The organism is Streptomyces sp. PA03-5A, assembly GCF_033792725.1.
In the GTDB taxonomy this organism is placed as follows: Bacteria; Actinomycetota; Actinomycetes; order Streptomycetales; family Streptomycetaceae; genus Actinacidiphila.
Genome location: NZ_JARAVL010000023.1, coordinates 65,409 through 90,130 on the forward strand (window position 1 = coordinate 65,409; position 24,722 = coordinate 90,130).

Here is a 24,722-nt window from a genome sequence, read left to right on the forward strand (position 1 = left end):
CTCAAACCCGCGAGGCGGCCTCGGGGCGTCACCAAGCCGACCGTCTACCTGGATGGCAGTGCGCATTTGTCCGTCCCAGCGATCACGAGAAGCGACGCGACTGCCGTCGTCCCGATCTCGTCGAGAAGTCAGTCGATCGGGTGACTGCGGCGGCTGCCGTGCATGAGAGCCGGGCCACTTGGTAGCTCGAAGGGTGTCGAAGCCAACGTGCGGTCCAGGAGGCCCTGTTGCCGCATTTCTACGGCAACGCGGGAGTGGGGTCCACTTCAGCCGCTCTCGCGTGTGGCTGTCTGGTTCACAGGTTCGGGAACGCCAGAGACCACGGGGCGCGCGAGCGTCGGTATCCCACCGACATGTCGGACGCCGAGTGGGCGGTGGTCCGGCCACTGCTGCCGGTGCCGGGCTGGCTGCGGGGCCGGTGCGGGCAACCGGAGGCTTATTGCCACCGCGCGATGCCGGACGCGATCCGCTACCTGGTCGACAACGGCACGGAGTGGCGGGCCATGCCTGCCGACTTCCCACCGTGGGACCGGGTCTATGCGTTCTTCCGGCGCTGGCGCAACCACGATCTGGTCCGCGAGTTCCACAACCGGCTCCGCCGCCTGGTCCGCGAGCGGGCCGGGCCGGACGCGGAGCCGGGCGCGGGCGAGATCGACTCGCAGTCGGTCAAAGCGGACGCGGTCGTCGGCTCTGACAGCCGCGGCTTCGACGGCGGCAAGCTGATCAACGGGCGCAAGCGGCACGTCGTGGTCGACACCCTTGGCCTGCTGCTCGCGGTGATGGTCACCGCAGCGGATGTGGGCGACCGCGCCGCGGCCCAGGTCCTGCTCGCCCAGGTCACTGCCGCGCACCACCTACTGGCCCTGGTCTGGGCCGACGGCGGATACACCGGCAGCCTCGTCGAGTACTGCCTCGCGGCCCTCACCCTGGTCCTCGCCATCGTCAAACGCAGCGACGACATGCGCGGCTTCGTCGTGCTGCCCAACCGGTGGATCGTCGAGCGGTTCTTCGCCCACCTGCTGCGAAGTCGCCGTCTCGTGCGCGACTTCGAGCGTTCCATCACCAGCGCGGAGGCGATGGTCTACTGGTCGATGACGATGCCCATGACCCGCCGCGTTGCCCGGCCACGTCCTTCGCGAGCGTGAATCGGCCAGGTGCCGGCTCGATCAGCCAGCCGCGCGCCGTCAGCCGCTTGGCCTTCGATCGCAGTGCCTCCACCTTTCGCGGTACGGGGTCCAGGCCGAAGCAGGCGGCCATCTCCTGGCACGTCAACGCTCCTTGACCGAGTCGGTTACGGTCGCTGAGGGCCTGCAGGATGCGCTGGTATTCCATCGACAGCGCCGACCAGGCCAGCCCCGCGCGCCACACCGGCACCACTGTTTCCGGTTCGCCGCCTCCGCCGGTTCGGGCCGCGCCGGTTGCACACCGGGAGCCGGCAGACCCTCGGAGGCGGCGGGGCCGACGACGGTGTCGTTGCCCGGGGCCAGTACCTCGCCAACGCGTGAGCGGGCGATGACCCACTCGTTCCACTCCCGCTCAGCCACGGCCAGCTCCGCCTGGAGGCGGTCGGCCTTCTCCCGCAGATCGTCGCCACGACGGCGAGCGGTGAGCTCACGCTGTGCCAGCAGCCCCACGACCGACGGCATCCTCGACCTCCACCAAAGCAACGACACGACACGACTCCACTGCCACGAGACCGCCGACCCTATGCCTGACCAGCGAGAACGCAGTCCTCAAGCCCGGAAAGACGACAACCTCTTGAGGTCATCACTGAGCTCAGCGACCGGTCCACCCCACGGGCCCGGCCAGCACCCACCGCCGCAGCGATCTTGGGCAGACCCAGGCCCTGCACCGCCCCCTGCACAGGCGCCCGCCGCCGTCACCGCGACGTAGTCGCCGCCGGGCGGGGGCCAACGTGCCCGCATCCGCCGCGAGGAGGGCATCGGCTGGGACAGACGCCCTCTCGCAGTCGCAGCCTGAATTCCAGTGGGCCCAGGTGTCACCGCCGCCAGAACAGATGGTGCGTCACGCCGCTCGGGCTGGGCACGACCTCCAGGTGGAACCGGTCGAGCAGTTCCTCGGGAGACTTCCACAGGCGCAGCCCCACCCCGAGCTTCACCGGCGCGACCGCCACATGCAGGGTGTCGACGAGGCCGGCGTCAAGGAACGCCCGGATGGTGGTGACCCCGCCGCCAAGGCGCACGTCCTTGCCCTGCGCCGCTTCCCGCGCCCGTTCCAGGACCGTGGCCGGGTCGCCGTCGACGAAGTGGAACGTGGTGTCGGACAGCGTGAACGAAGGGCGCTGGTGGTGGGTCATGACGAACACCGGCGTACGGAACGGGGGCTCCTGCCCCCACCAGCCGCGCCACTCATGGTCGCTCCAGGGCCCGCGCTGGGGCCCGAACTTGTTGCGGCCCATGATCTCGGCGCCGATGTTGCGTGCGAAGTCCCGGGTGAAGTAGTCGTCCAGGCCCCGGCTGCCACCGGGGTCGGTGCGCATCGGCCAGCTCGCCGTCGCGCCGGCCCAGCCGAACAGCCTCTCGGGACGGTCACAGCCGAACGGCCGCTCCAGGCTCTGGTGCTCACCGGCACCGATCCCGTCACTGGAGACATTGAAGTTCATCACTCTCAGCAGCTGATCCACGATCTTCCTCGCCAGGTCCTGTTCGTCGTCATCGTGCGGCAGGCCGCCCCACACGAAGACGTCGAACACGAAGCGGCCGGATCGACAGCAGCCCGCAACCTTTTTCGGGGGCTGCGTCAGGACGCATCCCCCTGCGATGCGGCGCATGCCACCAGCTTCGCGTGCTCTGCGACGGACAGCACCGGCGGTACAGGGTTCGCCACGGTTGCAGCCGTGGGCAGCCGGCGCTGGACGCCCCGCCGCGAACACCCACAAGCGGGAACACCGCCCCACCATCCCGCCATACGCCACATCTGGCACCAGATCAGGCACGACCCGACGGGACGCCGTTGGGGGTGCCCCGGCCGAGTCCAATCAGTAACTCTTAATTTAGGAATTATTATTGACGCGCGCCGGTAACCGCTGCAGGATCCCTGGAAACAAGATCGCAACAGGCGCGCGGGCATGGAGCGGTCCGGGAACCGGCCGCCGCACCCTCGACGAGAGGGGCGGCGCCCCGGGCTCACGGCCAGGACGGGCCGGCACGCCTGATCGATCGGACAGCGAAGGATCCGATGTGAAACGACATCTCACCGCCCTCCTCGCCCTGGTGACCGGCGCGCTGGCCGCGGCCGTGCCGGCGTCCGCCCAGGCGGCCCCGGCCGTCGCCGGCACAGCCGTCACGGCGCCGGCATCCGCGCAGGTGCTCAGCCCGACGCCGTACATGGGCTGGAACACCTACTACGCGTTCGGTGGCGATCCCACCGAGGCCGAGATCAAGTCGACGGCCGACTTCCTGGTCAGCAGCGGCCTGCGCAAGGCCGGCTACGAGTACGTGTGGATCGACGGCAACTGGGCGGCGCCGACCCCGCGCAGCGCGGCCGGCGACCTGACGCCCAACCCCGCCCAGTTCCCGAACGGGCTGGCGCCGCTGGTCGACTACATCCACTCCAAGGGCCTGAAGGCCGGCATCTACACCGACGCCGGCCCGTACATCCCCGGCAAGTGCGGACTGGGCAGCGGCGGCTACTACCAGCGTGACGCGGACCAGTTCGCGGCCTGGAAGTTCGACGCGGTCAAGGTGGACTACCTCTGCGGCATCGCCGCGGACCTCGACCCGAAGACCGTCTACACCGAGTTCGCGCAGGCGTTGCGGAACAACGCCGGCAAGCGCCCCATGATCTTCAACCTCTGCAACCCGGTGACCTCCCCGGACTGGGGCAACTACCCCGAAGAGCAGCAGTCGACGTACTCCTGGAGCTACGCGCCGAAGATCGCACAGTCCTGGCGGACCTACACGGACGTGGGCTTCGTCGACGAGATCAAGTTCAAGGACGTGCTGCGCAACTACGACGCGAACGCGCGGCACCCCGAAGCCGCGGGTCCCGGGCACTTCAACGACCCGGACTACCTCGGGCCCGAACACGGAATGTCCGACGAGGAGTTCCGTACCCAGATGACGCTCTGGTCGGTGGCGGCTGCCCCCCTGGTGATCGGCAGCGATGTCACCAAGCTGGGCAAGACCTCGCTCAGCACCCTCTCCGACCCCGATGTGCTCGCGATCAACCAGGACCCTGCCGTCGTCCAGGCCGTCCGCGTCGGCCCCGCCGGCACGACCGAGACCTGGGTGAAGCGACTGGCCAACGGTGACCGTGCCGTGGTGCTGCTGAACCGGGGCGACAGCCCGGCGACGCTGACCACGAAGGCGTCGTCGGTCGGACTGTCCGGGGACCGGTTCACCCTGAAGAACGCCTGGACCGACCAGGTCACCGAGAGCGCCGGCACCATCAGTGCCGCCGTCCCCGCCCACGGCGCGGCCCTGTTCCGGGTCAGCCGGGCCACGGGCAAGCCTGGTGTCCCGCACGTGGTGGCCGGTCTGCCGCAGGTCACCCAGGTCGGCGGCGACACCGTGCCGGCAGGGACCGCCCCGATGGTCGCCGGTGGCGACCAGGCCCGGGTCGAGGTCACCGTCCGCAACGACGGCGCGCAGCCGGTCTTCACCCCGCGGACCGAGCTGACGGTGCCCGCCGGCTGGACGGCCCGTCCGCTCGGCACGGCGCCGAAGCTGCTGGACTCCAACCGTTCGGTGACCTTCGCCTTCACCGTGACCCTGCCGGCCACCGCCGCGCCGGGCAGCACCGCGCTGACCGCCACCACGTCGTACGAGGTGATCGGCGACAAGCGGCTGCGGCAGGAGACGACCGCGCCCGTCGTGGTGGCACCGGCCGCACCGGACGGCGACGTCGTGCTGTCCCACCACCAGTGGATCAGCGCCACCAGCGGATGGATGAGCCCCACCGTCGACCTGAGCGTCGGCGGCTGGTCCCCGATCAGCATGCTCGGCCAGGTCCACCCGACCGGTATCGGGGTCGCCTCGCCCTCCACCATCCGCTACTACCTCGGCGACCAGTGCAGCCGGCTCACCACCACCGTCGGCATCGACGACGCGGTGCGCAACGTCGGCCCGGAAGGCGGTACGTCGACCTTCCAGGTCATCGGTGACGGCAAGGTGCTGTTCGACAGCGGTGTCCTGACCCGCGACGACACCCGCCAGGCCGACGTCGACCTGACCGGCGTCCGGGTCCTCGACCTCGTGGTCGGCGACGCCGGCGACGGTGGCTACAACGACCGTGCCAACTGGGCCGGCCTGAACGCCACCTGCTGAACCCCAAACAGCCACACGGCACCATGACGCCGTGGCGCGCGGTCCGCGCGCCACGGCGTCATGCCGTCATGCCGGCCCGGGACAAGGCGCTTGTCAACCTGGCCTCTGGGACACCTCGTACAAGGGAACTCAGAGCGGAGCCGTGGTATGGGATCCCGCTGACAGCCAACGTGAACCACGCCCGCAGTCCCGCCGCCGGAGGCAATGGGGGTGCGGGCGCAACGGCCGTGACAGCGGTTCGTGCAGGCCGTCGTAAGCGCCGGTGAGCCATACGGTAGCGCCGACCACCCGCCACGGTGGTGCCGAGCAGGGAGCGTGGGGCGAGCAGGATGCCCCCAGGCACACGCCCGCGGCGTACGAGGAGACCGTTCTTCTCGTACACGACTGCGGCAGCTTCGGGCATGCCGCCTGGCAATACACATGTCGCAGGGCTCCGCGCAGTGGCCCGTCCCGGCACGGCTGTAGTTGATCGGGCGCCGGTTGACAGCGATGGTCTTGGCAGCCACGTCGCGAGGTGCCGCTCCGTCACAGTTGGAGAGGCCGTTCCGGCCGCCCTGGCAGGTACACCGGGCCTCGGGCGAGTCTGTCGACCGCAACGGTCCAGGCGGCCTCGCGACGGCGGTGTCGGCAAGGTGGGCGTTGCCGCCGTCGACGATGACGTCACCGCAACTGGCACGGGCGCGCACAACCCGCTGATCACGTCTGCACCGACGACCAACGGAGGAGTGTCGGCCACCGGTCAGGCGGCCGAGGCTCGTTCGCCACCGCTGGCATCGGTGATGGTGAGCACACGGCGTCGGTGAGATGCGCGCCCACGACGTAGCGCGTATCGGCTTTGCTGATCGGTCGTACGAAACGTTGTGGGGCCCGGGACATTCGGGCCCCACAACGCATCCGCACCGGTGACCACCGCGTGCGCCGGCGAGATTGCTCAGGTCGGGCGAAGATCAGCGCGAGCAGGGTCAGGCCGACGACGACGATCTGCATGGCGATGAAGCACCCAGCCGGGAGCGATGCCCGCGTAGGTCGGAGAACGCGCGGCCGATGGTGACCGCGGGGTTCGCGAAGGAAGTGGAGGCTCTCGGCGACGTGCCTTGCAGCTGCGCGGCTACGGTTTCGGCTGTGCTCTTCTGGGCGCAGCGGCATTGCCCATCACCCGGTACATGCCGATGGAGTCGTGCGTGGTGGTGGCGGCGAAGCCGAACTTTTCGTAGAGGTGGCGGGCGGGGCCGTCCGCGATCAGCGAGATGTAGGCGGTGGCGGGGGCCCTGCGATCCAGTTCGTCGGTGAGAGCGGCCATGATGCGCCTGCCGAGGCCACGTCCTTGGTGTTCGGGGTGAACGCAGACGTCGACGATCTGGAACGCGGTGCCGCCGTCACCGATGATGCGGCCCATGCCGATGGGTTGCTCCTCATGGTGGACGAGTACGCCGTACCAGGTGTTGGGCAGGGCAAGCTCAACCGCCTCGGGGGCTTTATCGGAGAGGCCGGCCTCGGTGCGCAGCCGGCGGAAGACCTCGACGGAGGGCACACCCGGGCTCAGCTCGTAAGGGTCGTACACGCTGGTCTCCTTTCTGGTGCGGGCGGGTGTCGGCTTTGGCCTACTGGTTCTTGGCTGGGATCAGCCACAGGGCGATGACGGCGGAGGCTGCGGCCATGCCGGTGGCGGCGAGGAACGCGTTGTCGAAGCCGGAGGCGGCTTGCACGCCGGTGCGGACGGCGATGCTCGTGGCGGCGGCGGTGGAGGCGGCCGCGGCTCCGACCGAGGCGCCGAACTCGTGGAAGGTGCTGACGATGCCTGACGTGACCCCGGCCTCGCGGGGTGCGACGCTGGCGAGCGCGGTGGAGGAGGCGACGACGAACAGCGCACCCAGTCCCGCCGCGGCCACGCTCACCCCGGTGACCATCGCGGTGGTCCCGGACCAGAGCACCGGTACGAGGAACCCCGCCGCTGCCACGGCCAGGGCGGCCACAGCCAGCAGTCGTGCTCCCATCCGGCCGATCAGGGTGCCGGCGACGGTGGCGGCGGCCATGGTCAGCAGTGCCACCGGCAGGAACAGCACGCCGGTCATCAGGGCGCCGTGGCCTTGGCGGTCCTGGAGGTAGAAGGAGCCGAGGAAGAAGACCCCCACCATCAGCGCGGTGGCGACGGCGATCACGAAGGTGCCCGCCACGACCGGGCGCCGGCCGAGCAGGCGCAGGTCCATCAGCGGTGCGCCTGCCCGGCGTTGCCAGGTGGCGAAGGCGGCGTAGGCGGCTGCTGCGGCGGCGATGAGGAGGACGGTGGCGGCGTTGACCCAGCCGTGGTCGCCGGCACGAATGAGGGCGTAGATGAGGGCGCCGGTCGCGGCGGCCACCAGGGCGGCGCCGGGTATGTCGAGAGGGCCGGTGGCCGCACAGGGCAGGTGGGGCAGGAGCCGGGCGAGCAAGACGAAGACGATCAGGCCGACGGGGACGTTGACGAAGAAGACCCAGGCCCAGCCAGGGCCTGCGGTGATCAGTCCGCCCATCAGCACGCCGAGGGCGGCTCCCCCGCCACCGAGTGCCGACCAGATGCCCAGCGCGCGGTTGCGTTCGTCGCCGTCGAACAGCCGTACCACCACGGACAGAGCGGCAGGCGACAGCATCGCGGCGCCTGCCCCCTGGGCGATCCGGGCGGTGAGCAGCAGCGGGGCGCCAGTGGCGAGTCCGGCGGCCAGGGATGCGGCGGTGAAGATGGCAAGGCCGGCCAGGACGACCCGCTTGGGGCCGAACAGGTCGGCGGCCCGTCCGCCGAGCAGCATCAGGCTGCCGAAGGTGAGGGCGTATCCGCTGACCAGCCAGGTCAGCGCCGTGCGGTCCAGGCCGAGTTCGGCGCCCATGTGTGGAAGTGCGATCGCGACGACGGTGATGTCGAGGATCAGCATCAACTGGGCCAGGCCCAGCAGGCCCAGGGCCGGCCAGCGCATCGGGTGCGGTGTCTGCGGTGCGTTGGTGGTGGTTTCCGTGTCTCTCATGACGCTCAACCCCTCATCACTAAGCCGTACAGCGATGTTCAGGTTATACACGTGAGGGGTCCAAACCAAACAGGGTTGTTTGAGTTCTGGGGTACGGTGGGCGCATGAGCAGCAAGAGCACCACCAAGCGCGCCGACGCTCTGCGCAGCATCGAGGCGATCGTGCAGGCCGCGGCCGAATGCCTCGGGCGAAACCCGGACGCGAGCCTGAGCGAGATCGCGCGGGCCGCGGGTGTGGGCCGGGTGACGCTGTACGCGCACTTCGCCTCCCGGGCGGAGGTCGTCGATGCGGCGATGAGCCGCGCCCTCGACCGGGGCAACGAGGTGCTGGACGCGGTCGACCTGACCGGTGATCCGCTGCTCGCCCTGGAGCGCTACATCGAGGCCGGCTGGCACCTGGTGGACCAGGCCCAGGCGCTGCTCGCCGCCGCCCAGCGGGAGCTTCCCGCGGGACGTATCCGGGAGTTGCACGCCGGGCCCGCCGCCCGGGTCGAGGCGCTGGTTGCCCGCGGACGGGCCGAGGGGGCCTTCCGTACGGACCTGCCCATCGCATGGCTGGTCAATGTCCTGCAGGCGGTCATGCACAGCGCGACGGAAGAGATCCGCGCCGGCCGTCTGAACCCCGACCGTGCGGCCGGCCACATCACGGCCACGGTGCTCGCCGCCTTCACACCGCCGGGCACCCGGGTACCCGAGCCCGGCGGCGGGGCGTGACACCGGCGGCCCTCCGCGAAAACTCGCCGGCAGTTCCAGAATCGGCCCCAGATGGCAGCGTGTACGCATCTGGACGGCGTCCCGGACGGCTTCCGTCCCCGCACCGCTTCTCATCCAGTTGTCCCCAACCAGCACCCACGGAAGCCGCCCCCTCGGTCAGCGGCCGCCGGTGGATGTCCGGCGATCGCGCTCGTAGCCCCCGTCGATCGTCGGGTCCGAGGTGACGGTGCCGCCGAGCTGGTCGGTCCAGTTCCGGATCCACCCGGCGGGCGGGCCGGCGGGCCGGCGGCGGAGAGGAGCTGTGAACGATGAGGTGACTCCGTATCGGCTGGTGAAGGCCTGGCGCAGCGTCTCGGTGGAACCGAACCCGCACCGCGTGGCCACGCCTGCCAGCGGAAGCACGGTGGACGAGAGCAGGTGAGCGGCCGCCTCGGTGCGGGCCTTGCGTACGAACCGGGCCGGCGACTGCTCGAGGTGTTCCACGAACAACCGGGTGAGGTGGCGCGTGGTCACACCTGCGCGGGCCGCCAAGGCGGTCACCTTCAGGTCGTGGTCCGGATGGCTCGTTATGTGCTCGACGAGCTGTCGGACCACGTCGTCCCTGGGCGGCGGGGAGGCGGTGAACAGGCTCATCTGTGCCTGGTTTCCCGGCCGCTGCAGGTAGGTGACCAGGTCGCGCGCCACTCGGCGAGCCAGCTCGGCACCGTGATCCTCCTCGATAAAGGCAAGCGTGAGATCCAGGGCACTGGTGATGCCCGCCGCCGTATAGACGTTCCGGTCGCGGATGTAGATGGGGTCGGAATCCACGGTGATCTTCGGGTGTCGTGCGGCAAGCTGGGATGCGAACCGCCAGTGCGTGGTGGCGCGGCTCCCGGCTCTGGAGTTCCTGGCGTGGCTCCTCGTCGTCATGCCGGTCTGCTACCTGATCTTCGGTGCGCTGCGCGGGGAGCTCCGCACGGCAGGCGCGCTGGTGCTCCAGACGGCAGGGCTGCTCGGCTTCGGTGCCCTGGCCATGGTGGCGCTGGCAATGGATCACGGCCTCGGCTGGTGCGTCCTGGCAACCGGCTGGCTCGGGCACGCCGCCTGGGATCTGCTCCACCACCGCACCAAGGCGGTTGTCCCCCGGGCGTGGGCGGAGTGGTGCTTCGTCGTCGACCTGCTCATCGCCGCCGCGATGATCTTCATTCCGTAGCCGTACGGCCCTGGACCGCGACACCCTCGACCCCGTACCTGGTGCGCACCGAGATCCTCGACGGACGACATACCGTACTACAGACGGGTATGTCAGGATCCGACGCGGATCGGGCCCCGCGTCCGATCGGGTCGTCTTTCTGCTCAGCCCATGCGCGCCTGATGTACCGGGCTTCCGATTGAGCCATGAATGAAGCGATAAGTGGGATTAATTGCCGCTTGTCACTCCATCGAGCTCGAAGGAGACGCACGATGCGTCGTTTCACGGCAATGGCGCCGGTCGCGGCCACGGCGCTCGCCGCGGTCCTCGCCTACGGACCGCTCGCGCAGGCCACCTCCCCGGACCGCGACCCCGGCCCACATGGTGACGGCGAGAAGGTCATCAAATTGGACGACTCCGTGAGGGAATTCGCCGCCATCGACGTGGGTGGCCCGGGCATGAGCCTCGGTGACGAGGCCATCGGCTTTTCGGACTTCTTCCAGAACGGTCGCAAGGTGGGCACAGGCGGCTTCGTCTGCACCGTCGTCAGCCTCCAGAAGAGTCTGCGGCAGTGCGAATCCACCCTCCGCCTGGCCCAGGGTGACATCACCCTGCAAGGCTTCGCGCCTTTCATCGTCAGCTTCCCGACCAGGTTCACGCTCGCGATCACCGGCGGTACCGGCGCCTACCGCGACGCCCGTGGCTATATGGACGGCGTCAACATCGACTCCTCACATGCCAGGCTGACCGTCCACCTCACCAGGTGACCTCCGGGCACCACTCACTACGGCCCGGGGTGCGGCGGAACCGGAACGCAGGGGCGGCTGCCGCATGACGCTCCGCGTCCGGAAAACCGGGAGCGGAGGCGAGACCCGCCCGCGCGGGAGCGCGCCGCCGTCTCCGTATGCGACAAGTCGAAGGGCCCGGGTCACCGAGGTGACCCGGGCCCTTCGTCACTGGTTCGGGTTGAGCTGCGGGAACAGTCCGTACAGGACGCTCGGTTGCCTTCGGTGGGGATGGTGCCGGTGCCCTGCAGGCGGATCGGGGCGCCGGCGATCGCCAGCCATCGGTTGGCCTCCACCGCCAACTGCGGGCCGAAGCGAAGGGACTGGATCAGGGACCGGGCGGTGCCGTTGAAGCCGGTCATGACGTCCTTGGCGCCGCGCCAGCCGTAGATCGCCTGCGCGGAGTGAAGCGGATCGCAGCGTCCTGGGCGATTGACCGGTTGAACGCGATGGGACAGGCCGCGCCGTGGGGTGCTGGTGGCGAGCTGGGTGAGGGCGGTGGTCTTGCCAGCGCCGGCGCCGCCTGGATGACGAGGTGGTCTCCGGCTCTCCAGGCCCTGCGCGCCAAGCAGCACGGCGGCATGGCCTCGGCTCAACTCCTCATCGATGAAGTCGAAGTGATCGAGGGGAGCTGGTCGCCGCCTCACAGGAAGGCCGGGCACCGGACACGGCCTGAGGTGATGGGTCTGGCAGCAGATGAGGGCAGCGGCGGTTCCCGCGGCGATCGCCGCGGCCGGAAGCACGACAGCGGACCTGGTCACCCAGCTCGGTCAGCCGATCGGCGCCTGACCGATCCGTCTATCCCTCCCAGCCCCGCGCGACCTCCGACTGAGGAACCTTGTTGTCCTCACGCTCGCAACGATTCTCGTCACGCGCTCCAGAAGGAAAGGCCCAGGCCGGAGGATGGCTTCCCGGCCTGGGCCTTGTGCCGTCCAGAGCAATACAGCCGTCCATATCCGTCCGCAGCGTCCTCGTCGTCCTTCGCTGTCAGCCGGTTACGGCGCTTGGGGCTGCTCGGCCTTCCCGTTCACCGCGCCTGGCGGTGCGGTGAACGGACCAGCCTGCCCTGGCGAGCACTCGCCATCAGGCCACGCAACGGGCGAAGACCTGCACAGTGCCTGAGTTCTTCGACTCGTTCTGGAATGTGATCTGCCACTGTGTGGCGCTCATCGCACGGTTGTCCGTCACGTCGATGCTGGCGGAGGACACCTTCCAGCCACCGCTGATGGCATTGGTGCCCGCAGGGCAGGTGACAGTGACGGTCTTGCTTTGGTTGGCCGCAATCGACCCGACCGGACTGTTCACGGTGTCGGGGGACGAGGCGGTCACTTCCACAGCCAGCGCAGGGGACGCCAGGCCAAGAGCCAGCGCGGGGGCGGCGACCAGAGCGAGGATCTTGGTGCGGGTCATGGTTCGACCTCCTTGAGTGGCTCGCGCATTCGCAACGAATCGAACGCACGACCACCAGACTGAGCGGGGCGGAAGGGAACCGCCATTCGATACCCCCATAAGAGTGACGAAATGCCTACCATTGTTTATTGATCATGGTCGATTGCGAGAAGCGACCGCCGACTGAGCGCTGATGCAAGGCTTTTGCCTGGCTTCTTTGGCCGGTCCAGCCTGGCGCTCACTCGAACAGTGCCTGACTCAGGACGGCGCGCATGCGTCGCTGCCCGATGGCGGTCCCGATTTCGGGCCCTGTCGGGTCACCGCGCAGGCCTCCGCAGAGGACTATGGTCCGGGTGCTTTGCAGCACGTCCCACATCCGGTCGGTCATCCGCACTGCACCGACGTCGAGGATCTGGGTCGCGTGCCCCAGACCACCGAAGCGGAAGATGCCCTTCCAGGACCGGGATGCGGTGTGGAAGATGGCGAACCAGTCCGAGCGGGCTTCGGGCGGTTGCGGGTGGTGCCGTACCGGCCAGACGTTGGCGGTCTCCAGATGGCGCGGGCCCGCGGTGTCGAACGCGCGTTGAGCACGATCACGACGATCCTGTCTGTGCTCTGTCCAGGGCCACTGCTGTGGGCACGGTGGGGTGCCGACGTACGGTGAAGCCGCCGTCGTTCTCTCCACAGCCCCGCTCGCAACCGTGTCACTGCGGCAAGGGCGGTGGCAACTCCCCGGAGTTCCCGGGGGGATCGTCATTCAGCGGTAGCGCGACTTTTGTGGCCGTTGGGGGTATTAGGGCTCTGCGCCCAGACGATGCACCAGCGTCCAGGTGGCGCCGTAGCAGGCGTCGGGCGTTACAGCAGACGGGAGATGGTCCGGGGAGGCTGTACGACCCGCAACTCGGCAACGCAGAGACCCTCTCCTTTCGGGTATGACTTTCCGGAAATAATAGGACGGTCGCTGTGCGGTCGGCCTAGCTGTATCCTCCGCGTTCGTGCAGACCAGCCCCCGTTCCGATGCGGCGTCCCGAACCCGGGCGCGTCACGGCGCGCCCCGCGAGACCGCCGCCGCGCGACCTGTCTTCGTCGACCCCTCCGGTCGGCGGCAACGGCGGGTGCGCCGAGTCGGCTGGCTGCTGGCTGTGCCCGCCGGCGCGTACGTCGCCCTGCTGCTGAGCGCCGCACTCGGGGGTCCGACGGTCTCCGCGCCGTATCTTCCGCTCCCCGAATCCGACCACCGCCCGGGTGTCTCGGAACCCGGCGTCTCCGGGCCCGGCCGGGGGTCACCAGCCCCGCGGAGCAGCCAGGGCAGCGCGCGACCCAGCCGTGCGGGGACCAGCACGACCGCAGCCGATGCCCGTCCGGCGCCCACCGCCACGGCGACCGCGGTGGCGGTCACCACGCGTCCGGCCGCCGCTGCGCCCAGCGTCAAGCCCTCCGCCGCGACGACGCCACCGGCTGCCCAGGCGACTCACGGCAAGAGCACGGCCACTCACCCCGCCCCGGCCCACAGCACTGGTGGCGGCCGCCCCTGACCCGGGCAGCTGATCCGCCGTCGAAGAGAGTCCCCCGATGTCGCACGCCCACACCCGCGCCGCCACCTCCCGTTCTCGCAGGCGGGGTGACCGTCGGGGAGTCGCACGCAACACGCCCCTGCGCACCCACTGGCTGCTGCTGACGGTGCTCGTCCTGACGCTCAGCGCGGCCCTGCTCATCCAGGGCTACACGCAGCACATGTTCGGAATCAGCGATGACTCCGCATCGGCCGGTGGCCCTTCCGACCACGTGCCCGCCGTCGTCACCCACGGCGGTCCGGTGATCGACAGCGCGGCAACCCCAGCCCGCACCGCCCGGCCCCGGCCGCACACCATCGCCCTCACCTTCGACGACGGCCCTGACCCGACGTGGACGCCGAGGATCCTGGACGTGTTGCGACGCCACCACGTCCACGCCACCTTCTTCGTCGTCGGCACCCAGGCCGCCGCGCACCCGGACGTGGTCCGACGCATCCTCTCCGAGGGGCATCAGCTCGGCGTCCACACCTTCACGCACGCCGATCTCGCAGGCATCCCCCGCTGGCAGCGCTCGCTCGAGCTGCGTGAGGCCCAGCTGATGCTGGCCGGAGCCACCGGAAACTCCAGCTCGCTCCTGCGCCCGCCGTATTCCTCCACCAACGAAGCCCTGCACAACCAGGATTGGGAGGCGATCCGGGCGGCCGGAGCGGACGGCTACCTGACCGTACTGAGCACGCTCGACAGCCAGGACTGGCAGCGACCGGGGGCGGACCGGATCGTGTCCAACTCCCTGCCTCACGGGACCGCCGGCCAGATCCTGCTCATGCACGACGGCGGCGGCGACCGAGCCCAGACCGTCGCCGCCCTCGACCGGCTGTTGCCGAAGCTCGCTGCCCGCGGTTTCACCGTGACGACCGTCGGTGCGGCCGTGAACGTCCCGACGGCCGTCAAGCCGGTCGCGGCCAAGGACCACTGGCTGGGCCTCGGACTCATCGCGGCACTCGACGGCAGTGCGTGGGCGCTGCGCATTCTCGGCTGGCTGCTGTACGCGGCCGGAGCGCTCGCGCTGTTGCGCGCCGGTGCGGTGCTGTTCGCCGCCCGGCGTCACGTCCGCCGGCGCGGCACCGCGTGGGGGCACCCGGTCACCGCGCCCGTCAGCGTGATCGTGCCCGCCTACAACGAGAGCGCAGGCATCGAGGCCGCGGTCCGCTCGCTGCTCGCCTCCGACCACCCCGTCGAGGTCATCGTGGTGGACGACGGCTCCACGGACGGCACGGCCGACCTCGTGGAAGCGCTGCGTCTCCCCTACGTCCGCGTCGTCCGCCAGGCGAATGCCGGCAAACCCGCAGCCCTGAACACCGGGATCGCCGCCGCCTCGCACGACCTGCTCGTCATGGTCGACGGCGACACGGTCTTCGAGCCCGATGCGGTCCGCATGCTGGTGCAACCCCTCGCCGACCCGCGGGTGGGCGCCGTCTCCGGCAACGCCAAGGTCATCAACCGCGGGGGGCTGCTGGGCCGTTGGCAGCACATCGAGTACGTCGTCGGCTTCAACCTCGACCGTCGGCTGTTCGATCTCGCCGAGTGCATGCCCACCGTCCCCGGCGCCGTCGGTGCGTTCCGGCGTGAAGCACTGCTCCGGGTCGGCGGCGTCAGTGACGCCACGCTCGCCGAGGACACCGACCTGACCATGGCACTGTGCCGGGACGGCTGGCGGGTGGTCTATGAGGAGAACGCGATCGCCTGGACCGAGGCGCCCGCATCCCTCGGGGCGCTGTGGCGGCAGCGTTACCGCTGGTGCTACGGAACATTGCAGGCGATGTGGAAGCACCGGGGGGCCCTCGTCCAGTCCGGCGCGGCAGGCAAACTGGGCCGACGCGGCCTGGTGTACCTGCTGCTCTTCCAGGTCCTGCTACCGCTGCTGGCACCGGTCGTCGACATCTTCGCCGTATACGGGCTGATCTTCCTCGACCCGTTCCGCATCCTCGGACTGTGGCTGGCGTTCCTGGCCCTACAGGCCGCGATGGGCTTCTACGCCTTCCGCCTCGATGGCGAAAGCTCCCGTCCGCTGTGGAGCCTGCCCCTGCAGCAGTTCGTCTACCGCCAACTGATGTACCTCGTGGTCATCCAATCGGTCGTGACCGCGACCGCGGGATCGCGGCTGCGCTGGCAGCGCATGGAGCGCTACGGCAGTCTCTCGGTACCCGTCCACACGCCGACACCGGAGCCTGGACCGGCACAGACGGTCTCCACCGCCACCAGCTTGGCCGACTCCTGGATCCGCGAGGCCCGCTCCCCCGGAGGCACGGCCGACGTTCCGTACCTGCACAACGGGCAGACACCGGCGGGAAGCCAGAGCTACGAGCACGGCGGACCGCCCTGGGACACCCGTCCCGGCTGGTAACCCGTCTGGTGGTTCGGCCCGTTAGCGTTTGGCCGCCGCCCGGATGCTCTCCTCCACGTCAGGAGTTGCGCGGAGCAATGAGGCCGGATTCGTAGGCCACTACCCCGAGTTGGGCGCGGTCGCGGGCGTGGAGCTTGGTCATGGCCCGGTTGATGTGGGTCTTTGCCGTCAGCGGGCTGATCACCATTCGGTCGGCGATCTGATCGTTGGACAGCCCTTGCGCGACCAGGACGACGGCCTCGCGTTCGCGGCCGGTCAATTCTGCCAAGCCGGTGTCGGCGACGGCGGGGATCGGCTGGGTAACGTATCGGTTGATCAGCTTGCGGGTGATGGACGGCGCGAGCAGCGCGTCACCGCGGGCGGCGACGCGCACAGCGTGCACGAAGTCGTCCGGCACGATGTCCTTCACGAGGAATCCGGCGGCGCCGGCACGCAGCGCGTCCAGGATGTACTCGTCCATCCCGTAGTTGGTGAGGATGACCACGTGCACCTGAGCCAGGGCCGGGTCCGTGGCGATGCGCCGGGTGGCCTCGATGCCGTCGACGACCGGCATCTGGATATCAATCAGCACGACGTCGGGCAGGTGCTGCTTGGTCAGTGCCAGGCCTTCCGCGCCGTCGGCGGCCTCGGCCACCACCTCGATGTCGTCTTCGAGGTCGAGGAGTGCGCGGAATCCGCTGCGAATGAGCGGCTGGTCGTCGACCAGCAGGACACGGATCATGAGGTGTGGTCCAGGGGGAGTTCGGCTTGGACTGTGAAGCCGCGCTCGCTGCGCGGCTGCGCGAGGAGCCGGCCGCCGAGGGCGGTGACGCGTTCACGCATGCCGAGCAGACCCAGGCCGTGCTTCGGTACTGTGTCCGGCGTGGCCTTGCCGTCGTCATCGACCTGGATGGCGAGTGAGTCGGCCCGGTAGTCGATGCGGACCGACGCGGTCGCGGCGGAGGCGTGCCGGGCGATGTTGGTCAGCGCCTCCTGAACGATCCGGTAGGCGGTCCGGCCCACCGCGGCCGGCAGGTCGGTCCGCCGTCCCTCGATCGTCAGCGTCGTCTCAAGGCCCGCCCTGTTTGCCTGCTCCACCAGCTCCGGGATGTGGTCGAGCCCGCGGGGCGGGGTGGTGTCGTCATCGCGCAGCGCCTCCAAGGTGGCGCGCAGTTCCCGGGTCGCCTCACGTCCGGCTTCCTGGATGGCCAGCAGGGCCTCGGATACCTGTTCACCTCGCCTGCGGGCGACGTGAACGGCGACTTCCGCCTGCACCTTGATGATCGAGATCTGGTGGGTGAGCGAATCATGCAGCTCCCGCGCGATGTGCAGGCGCTCCTCATCCGCACGGCGCCGCGCGGTCTCCTCCCGGGTGCGCTCGGCTTCGTCCGCCCGTCGCTCGGCCTGCCGCAGCGCCTCCCCCGCGGCGAACGCGGCGATCAACCAGGCAACCTCGAGGACGTGGCGGGCCTGTGCCAACGCCTCGCCCGCAGGCCCATCATGGAAGACCAGGGCAGTCAGCTGAAGAGCGACCAGCATGGTCACGGACGCCGCCACCGTGACGGCGCGGTGCCCGGCCCGCACCGCGCCGTACACCGCGACCAGGTACGGGACGGAGAGCGCGTCAAAGCCTGCCGCCTGATACCCCACCGCACACAGCCCGGTAATGACCAGGACGGTCAGCGGAGCGCGGCGACGCGCGGCCAGCGCGAGGCCGCCGGCCGGCAGCAGCGCGTAGCCGATCACGTCGGGGTTCGTGCCGGGGTGCGCCATGGGCAGCCCGGTGCTCAGCAGCAAGGCCGCCACACCGAGAGCGATCGCCCAGTCTCCGACACCGGCCGGGACGCCGAACCGTCCTTTGGTCATGCGCGCACCTTAACCGGGTGTCGCTGCGGGCAAGTCCCGCTCGTGGACGAGCGGGACGCTACCGCGCCTGCAGTATCCGCACGGTTTTCTGCCACATCCGCAGCAGGCGTCTGCGGTTTCGGCGGCATCGCAAAGTAACTGCGCATGCGGGACGACCGGCGGTGCGGTCGGCAGACATGCTCAAGGCACAGCGACACCTTGACATTGCCGTGCAGAAGGGGAGAGACATGAGCGCATCAGACGTCTTGATGGCGGCTGCCGAGGGCGGAGTCATCGGCGATGGGCGGACGGGGGCCAACCTGGCCCTCGGGGTGGGGCTGGTCGGCGTGGCCATCGGCTGGCTGGCCCTCTCCCGTGCCGCCGCACGGATCAGCCCCGGCAACGCGCGCACCGGCGCCATGTCCGCCATGGCGACGGGGCTGGCCGGCACGATCCTGGCAGTGCTGCACCTGGCCACTTCCAGCGGCGGTCCCGGCACCGGCAACGGCCTCGTCGGAGCCATCGCGGCCATCCCATTGGGACTGATCGCCATCCTCCTCGGCCGCCGGGCGCTGATCCGCTCCCGCCGCACCGTACCGACCGGCTGACCACAGCGTGTACTGCTGGTGGCCGCGTACTGGCGGACCAACCTCACTCCGCGCCAGCTGGCCCCGCTGTTCGGCGTCTCCAAGTCCGCCGCCGACCGGATCATCGATCACACCGGCCCGTTGCTCGCCCTCAAGCAGCGACAGCGATTCCGCAAGGGCACGGTCCTCATCGTGGACGGCACCCTGGTGCCCACGCGCGACCACAGCATCGCTGAGCAGTCCCAGAACTACAGAAAGTATTCGCCTCTTGATCAGTCGCGATAGATGCGCCCAAGCATTGCCGCGATCCAGACGTCGGCGCCGGGCCGGACCGCGGGGAGGACGCCGTCGACGGCGAAGCCGAAGGAAGCCTGCGCGTCCGTCCTGCGGGACCACGGGAGGCGCCCGCGGATACTGACCCGGACTGGACGCACCGGCTACGAGTCGTTCAAGCTCGCGTGACAGCGTGGGCAGGGCGTCACGTCGGGCATACGGAACGCAATCTCAACCTCACGCGGGGTGAGCCAGTCGCCGGCTGCGTCCGGGCAGTCACCGCGGTGGACCACACCACGGAGCGTCCCGCCCCTGGGTACGTGCTGGAGGCGAAAGCCGACTGCAAAGGAGCCCTCGCGTTCTGCTGGCGTAGGCGCGGAGGGCTCACCTGACTCTTCGGTCTCGCGGATCTTGGCGTCGACCGCGTCAATCTGTAGCTGCAGGTAGAGGCGGATCACGTGCAAGGCATCCAGATCAGGAGGCAGGTCACCCACATGACAAATCTAACGGCGGTCAGTGGGTTGAGCGAGCGGAGCCGGAGGGGCACCCCTTCAGTGACAGCCACTCGGCGACGAAGTGCCCCGGCCGAATCGCCCAACTGTGGGGCGACCCCGCCGTGGACAGGGCGGTGAACGCCGACGAGGTCGCGCGGAGCACCCGCCCGGTCCTCACCACGTAACCGGACGGGCTGCTGGGCCCCAGGATCCGTGGCCGCGTCTTCGGCATGGCCGAATACCTGATGCCCTTCGCCCCCAGACCAACAGCTACGTCCAGAGTTTCGGCTTCTGGCGCGGCCTGTGGGAGATCAGCCAGGACGCGATCGCCCCCTTCGGATTCCATGAACTGGTCGAGCCCCCCAAGGACACCGGCGGCATCCGCAATCGAATGCGGGGAACTGAGCCTGAGATATCCGCGTTCCGCAGCGGGCCACCGCCGGACGATTCCGCGGTGGCCCGCCGCCCGTGTGCGAGGTGTCCTCAGTAGGGCGCCATCACCAGATCACCGATCACCCGCAGCCCGGCCTGCGCTGCGAGCCACGGCGCGCGCCCGGCCTCGATCTGCTTGACGTGCACGAAAACCGTGTGATCCGTCGCGGGCTCCTCCAGTTCGAGGTCGCGCGCATTGACGCACAGCGTCACGAACGCACCCCTGGTGCCTCCGATCCTCAGGCCGATCTCCGGGGCCCCGGGCCACCCATTGAAGTCCCACCGCACCGAGGCCGGGCTACCGCCCACCGCCGTGAGGAACGGCCCGACCGACTCTGGTGGCATGGCCCAGCCCCGCACCCAGATGGGCAGGTACTCCGACGGGTCGTTCCCCTTCGGCGACGAACCGGATCCGCCGCCCTCCGCCCCCCATTCGGGATCCGGCAGCAGGTCCCGAGCCGGATGCCGGTTCTGCCCTGCATCCGGTCACTGGGCCGCCTGCTGCGCCGCTTGGTAGGCGTCCCACAGCGGCTGCACGACCGTGCACTGGCGGGCAGCTCCATCCCGGCACGTGGGGCATGAGGTGGCATGGTCCAGCCATGCCCGGTACGCCGCCTGGACCGCCTGGTTCACCTGCGCCACACGCGCCCGAACCACAGCACCGGGCCCCGAGCCGGTCTCCAACCAGCGCTCCGTGAACCCGGACTCCCCCATGACCAAGAACTCCTCAACCTCGCCGGATCCCGCATCCGGCCCGCCCCAACAGCAGACCCCCAATGTATCCACACGCCGCACGGCACAACTCAAACTGCCGCATCATCTGGACAACTCCACCGACTTGGACACACAACTGGCCGGAACCTTGCGGCCCACAGCACTCGCAGCAACAGGGAAACCAACCCGCCCCTCCCCGCCCGGCAACACCCAGAACGGCAACACGAACTTCGGCAACCGGGCAAGCGACGTGCTGCCGCATCAGTGCCTGGACCGGAAGACGCGTCCGGGACGGGTCTGCTGACAGGGCACGTTGACTTGGTTCTGGCAGTAGTTGGTGAAAGGACCCTGCCCCGGGCGAGACCTTGGGCCGCCAAAGTGACGTGCGATCCGGCTCGGCAGGCCGTAGCGTCCTGGGATGAGCAGCTTCAACACGCACCAGAGACGGGTCTACGACGAGGGCCTGTCCGCGCGTGTCCGGCATACGAATCTGCGGTCGTGCCTTGTCCACTTCGCGCCTTACGGCTTCCGAGCCACCTATCACCACCTCTGCCTCAGCGCGGGAATTCCCAAGGATCTGGAGAAGGATCCGAGCTCGCTGATACACGCCGTCGCGGAGCTGCGCCACGCCCGACAGCTCTGGCTCGCTGACGAACGTGCTCATGCCCATAGCCGCCGAGCGGACAAAGCACGCGGCTTTCGGCAGGCGAAAGCAGACGACTCATGGCGAGGCTGGCAGCGTGGATGGGGGAACATCGCCTACTGCCCCGAGCCGACGATCCATCCCGGCGAGCCGCTGCCGGTGGTCGTCGAGCGGGTGCTCCGTTCGTCGGTCCCGCTCGATGAAGCTCGCGGGCTGACGTGCCGGGTATGCGGAAACCGGGGCAACACCAGCGTTTGGCACGACGGCCTCTACCGGATCCATCAGTTGTGCAGGGAATGCGGGGTCAGCCTCGCGGTGCAGCGGGCCGACGAGCCCGACCCGCTGCTGGCCGCCGCTCACGCCCGGCAGTGGAAGGACATCTGGAGGCTGCGCAACGAATCCCCTCGCAACCCGAGCTGAGTTTCCGCACGAGGGTGGCGTCACGGTCAATGCGCACACGCTCTGGCCCATCGACCACGGGGCCACGGCACAACCTGCCGACACCATCGCGCAGTGGCCGGCCGGTAAGCGTCAGCCCAGCCCCAGCCGGGGTATCTCCCGTCCCGGGGAGCGGTCCATCACCATCAGCAGGCCCGCATCGCGTGTCCTTGCGTAGGCGGCCTCGTCAATGACGTCCAGCTGAAACCAGACCGCCTTCGCGCCGATCGCCACGGCCTGGTCGGCGATACCCCCGGCGAGGGCGGAGTTGACGAACACGTCCACCACATCCACCGCGAAAGGGATCTCGGTCAAGGACGCGTAGCCCGGCTCGCCGTGCACCGTCTCGGCCTTCGGGTGGACGGGTACCACCCTCTTGCCCAGGCGCTGCAGCTTCCCCGCCACGCGGTAAGCGGCCCGTTCGGGGTTGTCGGACAGGCCCACAACGGCCCAAGTGTCGCCGGCAGCGGTGAGTATCTGCCGTATCGTCGCGTCGTCGCCGTACGTCGTCATGCCCCGCACCGCCGTGCGCGGGTGAGCTCCGCGCCACGTGCCGCCGAGCTCATGATCACCGGGAGGGCCAGGTCCTTGGGCTTCATCTGCAGCATGGAACGACCCTAACCGGCTGGAATACTGTATGCAATGGTCTTGGCTGGTCCATTTCGCCTGGCGAGTGGCTGCTGCCCCAACGCCTGGTTCAAGGACGGGGCTGGGTGAAGGGCGCCCCCACATCCCCCGTGCAGAGACGCTGCCTTCGACGTGCGGCTGCCGCCCGTCCCGGCAGGCGGTCCGGCTCCCGCGCGGCAACACGCCACCCGGCACGCCACCGGCACCACGCCCCTCCATGCCGGAGGGCCCCGCCACATCCACCGCAGCCCACCGCCGGCTGGCCGGCACGACCATTCCCACCGCTACTCACACCCGACCCGGATCTGCAACTTCACGCTGCACCAGGCTCAATGGGGTCGCGCCGCGGACTGACGCAGCCCCCTCTCGGAACAAGGCCACGGATCCACCCCTGCTCACAGGGGTGGATCCGTGGTCTTTCGGGACGTCGGGCGAATGGAGGGGGTCCGCCGCTCAGGCGGGGACCGCCGTGGGCGTCTCGCGTTCGGCGCTCTCACCGGTGGCGTTCGCCCGGTGCCCGACCGCCGCCAGGGCGTCCTTGACCTCGCGCGCCACGCGGGCCGCGTCCTCGGGGTTGTTCACCACATCGGTGTGATTCATGTCGACGACGAGGACCTCGCTGGCCGAATAGTGCTTGTGCACCCAGTCGTCGTAGCCGGACCACAGCGTCCGGTAGTACTCGACGAGGCTCTCGTCCTGTTCGAAGTCCCGGCCCCGCAACCCGATGCGGTGCAGGACCGTCTCGAAGTCCGCCTTGAGGTAGACCATGAGATCGGGTGCCTTGCGGTACGGCAGACCGTCGATCTCGCGCATCATCTCGTCGAGCAGCCCCTCGTACACCCGCATCTCGAGGGAGCTGATCCGGCCCAGGTCGTGGTTGACCTTTGCGAAGTACCAGTCCTCGTAGATGGACCGGTCGAGGACGTTGTCGCCCTGCTTGTACGCCTTCTTGATCGAGGCGAACCGCGTCTGCAGGAAGTGGAGCTGGAGCAGGAAGGGGTACCGCTTGGCCTGGATCTCCTCGGGGCTCGCCGTGTAGAAGAGCGGAAGGATCGGATTGTCTTCCACGCTCTCGTAGAAGACTTCGCTGCCCAGTTCCTTGGCGAGCAGTTCGGCCACACTCGTCTTGCCGATTCCGATCATGCCTCCGACGCAGATCACTGACATACCTCACATCTCCGTGGCGGGTCTTCTGTTCACGGGCGGGTGGGCAAGGCGCCCCAGACCACTTGGACGCGCGTCGGCGGTCACGCGATTCGCGGGATCTTCATGATCAGCGTCGTGTCGTCCCCGTCCGGACCCAGGCCCTGACACCGGCCGCTCTCCTCGACCGGCCGACCTGGCCGTTCCGCGGTCGCCACACGGCAACGAACCGCAGCCCCCGCGGCCGCCCTGAAGTTTAACTGATCGTTTCGGAATGACGTACGGGAGTCGTCGCAGGCAGATGATGCCGCGGGCGAGTTCCATCAGGCCGTGGTGGAGGCCAGCGCGGCGCCGCCACGGGCCCAAAGACGCTTGGACTTGTGGAGCCGGGCAAGGGTCGCTCGACGACCAGAGGATCTCGCCCGCGCCGGATTCGGGCGCGACGCCGCGTCGCACGATCAGGGGTTTGATGCCGCGCCCTAGGGGCGTGCCGTGCTCCCTCACGCCGGGGAGTTCTTTCAGGCGGTACCCCATTGGCGAAGTTGCAGGGCGATCTCCTTGACGGACTTCTCGCCGGCGATGGCGTCGCGGACCAGGACAGCGGCGTCCTTCGGCGGGTAGGTCAGGGTGTGGCCGTTCACGCGGAGGAACGCGACTGCGGCGAGCCATCCGAACTGGCCGTTGGAGTGCTCGAGGGCCGGGAGCCTCACCAGGGTGTGGAGCAGCGCGGCAGCCTTGAGCCAGATCGAGCCGTAGACATCCTGGCCCATGGCCTCCGCGCGGTGGCGGGCGACCGCGGCGGGAAGTACCCCCAGGTCGTCGGCCTGCGGGTCCCCGAGAATGTGCTCGGCGACCTGCAGCAGCATCGGCACTTCCGCGTAGATCACCCCGTCGGGGCGGGGTGCGCTCACGCGGCGCTCCCGTGTGCATGGTCGCCGTCGAGCTCGGCCAGGCGGCGGCCGGCCTCCGCCTCCGCGGAGCGGCGCTCCTCGTTCGGACGTCCGTCCTCCGGCAGGATCTCGGCGAACGCGTCCTTGACGTGGGCGTGCGCCTCCACCGCAGCCTGCAGGAATTCGTTCGGGACGGCGTTGGCGAAGCTGAGCGCGGCCCGGCGGATGTACTCGCGGGTGGACAGGCCCGCGGCCGTGGCCGCGCGGCGCACCTGGTCCAGTTCGTCGTCGTCCGCGAACGGGACGTTCATACCCTTGGGAGTCGGCATGTACTGACGGTACCGCCAGTACAACCAGGGCGCGAGTGGTTCGGCGCTCCTACCGCAGCACACCTCCG

General features: G+C 69.4%; 22 protein-coding genes and 3 pseudogenes. 10 read left to right on the forward strand and 15 right to left on the reverse strand.

Features of this window, described 5'->3' with window-relative positions; all coding sequences use genetic code 11:
* The first annotated feature begins 353 nt into the window (after positions 1–353).
* Entirely contained in the window at positions 354–1,145 is a 792-nt protein-coding gene (locus PV410_RS27215) for an IS5 family transposase (protein WP_500328265.1), read from the forward strand.
* Here the strand turns inward: PV410_RS27215 and PV410_RS27220 are convergent.
* A pseudogene (locus PV410_RS27220) lies at positions 1,060–1,646 on the reverse strand (hypothetical protein). The gene PV410_RS27215 and the pseudogene PV410_RS27220 sit on opposite strands and share 86 nt — an antisense overlap.
* Positions 1,647–1,999: 353 nt before the next feature.
* The gene (locus PV410_RS27225; RefSeq protein WP_500328367.1) at positions 2,000–2,644 is read right to left on the reverse strand and encodes a dihydrofolate reductase family protein; all 645 of its coding nucleotides are present in this window, start codon (positions 2,642–2,644) and stop codon (positions 2,000–2,002) included.
* A 556-nt stretch (positions 2,645–3,200) separates the two neighbouring features.
* On the opposite strand from PV410_RS27225, the gene PV410_RS27230 reads away from it, so the two are divergent.
* A complete protein-coding gene (locus PV410_RS27230) occupies positions 3,201–5,288 on the forward strand; it encodes an NPCBM/NEW2 domain-containing protein (protein ID WP_500328266.1) in 2,088 nt (695 codons plus the stop codon).
* Between the two features lie 1,108 nt (positions 5,289–6,396).
* On the opposite strand, the gene PV410_RS27235 is transcribed toward PV410_RS27230, so the two are convergent.
* On the reverse strand, positions 6,397–6,849 hold the full coding sequence (locus PV410_RS27235; RefSeq protein ID WP_500328267.1) for a GNAT family N-acetyltransferase: 453 nt from the start codon (positions 6,847–6,849) through the stop codon (positions 6,397–6,399).
* Positions 6,850–6,889: 40 nt separating this feature from the next.
* Positions 6,890–8,284 carry an MFS transporter gene (locus PV410_RS27240; RefSeq protein ID WP_500328268.1) on the reverse strand — a complete coding sequence of 465 codons (1,395 nt, stop codon included), beginning with the start codon at positions 8,282–8,284 and terminating at the stop codon, positions 6,890–6,892.
* A gap of 104 nt (positions 8,285–8,388) precedes the next feature.
* On the opposite strand from PV410_RS27240, the gene PV410_RS27245 reads away from it, so the two are divergent.
* Positions 8,389–8,997 (forward strand): TetR/AcrR family transcriptional regulator, encoded by a 609-nt coding sequence (locus PV410_RS27245; protein WP_500328269.1) that lies wholly within the window; start codon positions 8,389–8,391, stop codon positions 8,995–8,997.
* A 156-nt stretch (positions 8,998–9,153) separates the two neighbouring features.
* Here the strand turns inward: PV410_RS27245 and PV410_RS27250 are convergent, their stop codons facing one another.
* Positions 9,154–9,804 carry a GlxA family transcriptional regulator gene (locus PV410_RS27250; protein ID WP_500328270.1) on the reverse strand — a complete coding sequence of 217 codons (651 nt, stop codon included), beginning with the start codon at positions 9,802–9,804 and terminating at the stop codon, positions 9,154–9,156.
* Between the two features lie 49 nt (positions 9,805–9,853).
* Between PV410_RS27250 and PV410_RS27255 the strand changes: the two genes are divergently transcribed.
* Positions 9,854–10,189 (forward strand): hypothetical protein, encoded by a 336-nt coding sequence (locus PV410_RS27255; RefSeq protein ID WP_500328271.1) that lies wholly within the window; start codon positions 9,854–9,856, stop codon positions 10,187–10,189.
* A gap of 251 nt (positions 10,190–10,440) precedes the next feature.
* Complete coding sequence (locus PV410_RS27260; protein WP_500328272.1) at positions 10,441–10,935, forward strand: allene oxide cyclase barrel-like domain-containing protein; 495 nt, start codon at positions 10,441–10,443, stop codon at positions 10,933–10,935.
* A gap of 239 nt (positions 10,936–11,174) precedes the next feature.
* Here PV410_RS27260 and PV410_RS27265 read toward each other — a convergent pair.
* The 3 genes and pseudogenes from PV410_RS27265 to PV410_RS27275 all read right to left on the reverse strand — a co-directional run.
* A pseudogene (locus PV410_RS27265) lies at positions 11,175–11,357 on the reverse strand (DNA helicase); the annotation flags it as partial.
* Between the two features lie 679 nt (positions 11,358–12,036).
* Positions 12,037–12,363 (reverse strand): hypothetical protein, encoded by a 327-nt coding sequence (locus tag PV410_RS27270; RefSeq protein WP_500328273.1) that lies wholly within the window; start codon positions 12,361–12,363, stop codon positions 12,037–12,039.
* 217 nt (positions 12,364–12,580) lie between these two features.
* Positions 12,581–13,027, reverse strand: coding sequence for a hypothetical protein (locus PV410_RS27275; RefSeq protein WP_500328274.1), 447 nt, complete (start codon positions 13,025–13,027; stop codon positions 12,581–12,583).
* Between the two features lie 887 nt (positions 13,028–13,914).
* Between PV410_RS27275 and PV410_RS27280 the strand changes: the two genes are divergently transcribed.
* Positions 13,915–16,260 (forward strand): bifunctional polysaccharide deacetylase/glycosyltransferase family 2 protein, encoded by a 2,346-nt coding sequence (locus PV410_RS27280; protein WP_500328276.1) that lies wholly within the window; start codon positions 13,915–13,917, stop codon positions 16,258–16,260.
* A 58-nt stretch (positions 16,261–16,318) separates the two neighbouring features.
* Here PV410_RS27280 and PV410_RS27285 read toward each other — a convergent pair whose 3' ends face one another.
* Together PV410_RS27285 and PV410_RS27290 are read right to left on the reverse strand one after the other, a co-directional pair.
* Positions 16,319–16,981 carry a response regulator gene (locus PV410_RS27285; RefSeq protein ID WP_500328277.1) on the reverse strand — a complete coding sequence of 221 codons (663 nt, stop codon included), beginning with the start codon at positions 16,979–16,981 and terminating at the stop codon, positions 16,319–16,321.
* The gene (locus tag PV410_RS27290; RefSeq protein WP_500328279.1) at positions 16,978–18,105 is read right to left on the reverse strand and encodes a sensor histidine kinase; all 1,128 of its coding nucleotides are present in this window, start codon (positions 18,103–18,105) and stop codon (positions 16,978–16,980) included. The genes PV410_RS27285 and PV410_RS27290 overlap by 4 nt, the downstream gene beginning before the upstream one ends.
* A 227-nt stretch (positions 18,106–18,332) precedes the next feature.
* Here PV410_RS27290 and PV410_RS27295 point away from each other — a divergent pair, with 227 nt between their 5' ends.
* Both PV410_RS27295 and PV410_RS27300 read left to right on the forward strand, forming a co-directional pair.
* Positions 18,333–18,692 carry a DUF6223 family protein gene (locus PV410_RS27295; protein WP_500328281.1) on the forward strand — a complete coding sequence of 120 codons (360 nt, stop codon included), beginning with the start codon at positions 18,333–18,335 and terminating at the stop codon, positions 18,690–18,692.
* Between the two features lie 6 nt (positions 18,693–18,698).
* Positions 18,699–18,926: pseudogene (locus PV410_RS27300) on the forward strand (helix-turn-helix domain-containing protein); the annotation flags it as partial.
* Positions 18,927–19,921: 995 nt separating this feature from the next.
* Here the strand turns inward: PV410_RS27300 and PV410_RS27305 are convergent.
* The gene (locus PV410_RS27305; protein WP_500328282.1) at positions 19,922–20,083 is read right to left on the reverse strand and encodes a hypothetical protein; all 162 of its coding nucleotides are present in this window, start codon (positions 20,081–20,083) and stop codon (positions 19,922–19,924) included.
* 499 nt (positions 20,084–20,582) lie between these two features.
* Here PV410_RS27305 and PV410_RS27310 point away from each other — a divergent pair, with 499 nt between their 5' ends.
* Together PV410_RS27310 and PV410_RS27315 are read left to right on the forward strand one after the other, a co-directional pair.
* On the forward strand, positions 20,583–20,888 hold the full coding sequence (locus PV410_RS27310) for a hypothetical protein (RefSeq protein WP_500328284.1): 306 nt from the start codon (positions 20,583–20,585) through the stop codon (positions 20,886–20,888).
* 114 nt (positions 20,889–21,002) lie between these two features.
* Complete coding sequence (locus PV410_RS27315) at positions 21,003–21,647, forward strand: hypothetical protein (RefSeq protein WP_500328285.1); 645 nt, start codon at positions 21,003–21,005, stop codon at positions 21,645–21,647.
* 111 nt (positions 21,648–21,758) lie between these two features.
* Here PV410_RS27315 and PV410_RS27320 read toward each other — a convergent pair whose 3' ends face one another.
* The 4 genes from PV410_RS27320 to PV410_RS27335 form a co-directional block, all read right to left on the reverse strand.
* Positions 21,759–22,178, reverse strand: a complete 420-nt coding sequence (locus tag PV410_RS27320; RefSeq protein ID WP_500328287.1) for a CoA-binding protein — start codon at positions 22,176–22,178, stop codon at positions 21,759–21,761.
* A 567-nt stretch (positions 22,179–22,745) separates the two neighbouring features.
* Positions 22,746–23,459, reverse strand: coding sequence for a deoxynucleoside kinase (locus tag PV410_RS27325; protein WP_500328288.1), 714 nt, complete (start codon positions 23,457–23,459; stop codon positions 22,746–22,748).
* Positions 23,460–23,953: 494 nt separating this feature from the next.
* Positions 23,954–24,346, reverse strand: a complete 393-nt coding sequence (locus tag PV410_RS27330; RefSeq protein ID WP_500328290.1) for a type II toxin-antitoxin system death-on-curing family toxin — start codon at positions 24,344–24,346, stop codon at positions 23,954–23,956.
* Complete coding sequence (locus tag PV410_RS27335; RefSeq protein WP_500328291.1) at positions 24,343–24,654, reverse strand: hypothetical protein; 312 nt, start codon at positions 24,652–24,654, stop codon at positions 24,343–24,345. The genes PV410_RS27330 and PV410_RS27335 overlap by 4 nt, the downstream gene beginning before the upstream one ends.
* Between the last annotated feature and the right edge of the window lie 68 nt (positions 24,655–24,722).

What these genes read in the sequence shown, in the direction of transcription:
- PV410_RS27325 (WP_500328288.1), bottom strand. Translation starts at nt 23,459, where the DNA reads ATGTCAGTGATCTGCGTCGGAGGCATGATCGGAATCGGCAAGACGAGT.
- PV410_RS27320 (WP_500328287.1), bottom strand. Translation starts at nt 22,178, where the DNA reads ATGACGACGTACGGCGACGACGCGACGATACGGCAGATACTCACCGCT.
- PV410_RS27335 (WP_500328291.1), bottom strand. Translation starts at nt 24,654, where the DNA reads ATGCCGACTCCCAAGGGTATGAACGTCCCGTTCGCGGACGACGACGAA.
- PV410_RS27245 (WP_500328269.1), top strand. Translation starts at nt 8,389, where the DNA reads ATGAGCAGCAAGAGCACCACCAAGCGCGCCGACGCTCTGCGCAGCATC.
- PV410_RS27240 (WP_500328268.1), bottom strand. Translation starts at nt 8,284, where the DNA reads ATGAGAGACACGGAAACCACCACCAACGCACCGCAGACACCGCACCCG.
- PV410_RS27290 (WP_500328279.1), bottom strand. Translation starts at nt 18,105, where the DNA reads ATGACCAAAGGACGGTTCGGCGTCCCGGCCGGTGTCGGAGACTGGGCG.
- PV410_RS27310 (WP_500328284.1), top strand. Translation starts at nt 20,583, where the DNA reads ATGACCAAGAACTCCTCAACCTCGCCGGATCCCGCATCCGGCCCGCCC.
- PV410_RS27295 (WP_500328281.1), top strand. Translation starts at nt 18,333, where the DNA reads ATGAGCGCATCAGACGTCTTGATGGCGGCTGCCGAGGGCGGAGTCATC.
- PV410_RS27260 (WP_500328272.1), top strand. Translation starts at nt 10,441, where the DNA reads ATGCGTCGTTTCACGGCAATGGCGCCGGTCGCGGCCACGGCGCTCGCC.
- PV410_RS27285 (WP_500328277.1), bottom strand. Translation starts at nt 16,981, where the DNA reads ATGATCCGTGTCCTGCTGGTCGACGACCAGCCGCTCATTCGCAGCGGA.
- PV410_RS27280 (WP_500328276.1), top strand. Translation starts at nt 13,915, where the DNA reads ATGTCGCACGCCCACACCCGCGCCGCCACCTCCCGTTCTCGCAGGCGG.
- PV410_RS27270 (WP_500328273.1), bottom strand. Translation starts at nt 12,363, where the DNA reads ATGACCCGCACCAAGATCCTCGCTCTGGTCGCCGCCCCCGCGCTGGCT.
- PV410_RS27215 (WP_500328265.1), top strand. Translation starts at nt 354, where the DNA reads ATGTCGGACGCCGAGTGGGCGGTGGTCCGGCCACTGCTGCCGGTGCCG.
- PV410_RS27315 (WP_500328285.1), top strand. Translation starts at nt 21,003, where the DNA reads ATGAGCAGCTTCAACACGCACCAGAGACGGGTCTACGACGAGGGCCTG.